The following is a 1,428-nucleotide window of genomic DNA, read 5'->3' on the forward strand; positions in this document are numbered from 1 at the left end:
GCGCCCAAATTGAGCGCGCCAGCCAGCAGTGAGCGTCCAATTCTCGCCCTTGATGTCGTGCACGATGGCCGAGCCGGGCCAGGTCAACAGCGTCGGCACCACGAGGCCAACCCCCTTACCGGACCGCGTCGGCGCAAAGCACAACACATGCTCAGGGCCATCATGGCGCAGATATTCGCGCCGCCAGCACCCGAGCACCACGCCATCAGGGCTGAGCAGCCCGGCTGCCCCAACCTCGCGCGCATCGGCCCAGCGTGCGGAACCATAGGTAGTGACGCGCTTGGCTTCCCGCGCGCGTAAGACGGACATGGTGATTGCGGCCACCACGGCAGCGATGCCGCCTGAAGCAGCGATAAACCCGCCGGTGACGAAGACCCAATGTGCGTAGGCGTCATAGGCGAGCCACCACCAGAAGAACGCGGGCGGCGGATAAACCGGCCAGCCGAGGAGCAAAAACCAGGGATGACCGAGGCCCGGCTGGAACGCCAAACGCCACGCTACCCATTCCGTCGCGGCCCAAACGAAGGCGAGCACGGCGGTGGTAACAGCAAAAATTTGGCCCCAGAGAATTTTGGTCGCGGACATGGCGGCAGATTATCAGTCGCCAGTCATTAATCGGTGCAAGCCCCTTTGCCTCGCGGTATGAGGGAAGGCTGTTCTGGGTTACAATTCGGCGAGGTAAGGCCCTTATGGATTGTTCGACCCCGGCGGCTTTGCGCCCATCCCGGTCATAGATCGGCAGAATTGCTACACCCGAAGGCCGCCATCACCCGGGGCGGCTGCGCCTGGCTCATCGCCTATAAGAGGGCCAACATTTGCACATGCCGCTGCTGATGATGATCATCATGGTGGCGATGGTGACGGTCGCGATGATGATGGTGATGATGCTTCAGTTTCCTGATTGGGTCTGGAATCCCGGATAGGCGAAAGCGCCCGCGATCAGCGCGCAATCACTTTCGGTGACGCTGACGCTGCGCGCGATCTCATACCAGCGATCCCGTACCGTGCGCGTCATCTCTACGATGATCGCCTCCGCAGCCTCACGGGTCAGCATGAAGCGACTGCATTGAGAGAGCAGGTTTTGCGCGTTGGCGAACCGGCCTTGGTCGCCGATCAGCAAGGCGAGATCGCGATGATCCTGGCTGACAGGTGATGTTGGCGTCAGGTCGTAGGCCGGTGACAAGCGCCAGTCGGTATGTTTGGCAATCATCGCGTGATTGCGAGGATGATCGTCTGCGTTGGAGATCAGAGCGTTGAAGCACATGCGCCTAAAGAGCTCTTGCGCGTCGGCGTCGGGACGCGCGCTGGCGCGGCGCAGCTCTTCGACCAATAGCACATAAGACCAGCGATCGCGATTTCCCGGTGCATTGAGCTGCTGCCGGTTTCGTGGACACCGAGATAAGGTGTTTAACGCGACAGGAGAGCAAA

General features: G+C 61.1%; 2 protein-coding genes. Both read right to left on the minus strand.

The window, feature by feature from the left end; all coding sequences use genetic code 11:
• Nucleotides 1-585 (minus strand): type IV secretory system conjugative DNA transfer family protein (locus ACYUCQ_RS16210; RefSeq protein WP_460255593.1); only part of this gene is annotated, 585 nt, incomplete at its 3' end.
• 304 nt (nt 586-889) lie between these two features.
• On the minus strand, nt 890-1,428 hold a 539-nt coding region (locus tag ACYUCQ_RS16215; RefSeq protein WP_460255594.1), incomplete at its 5' end, for a type II toxin-antitoxin system HipA family toxin.

Source organism: Acidiphilium sp. MT5, from assembly GCF_054767495.1.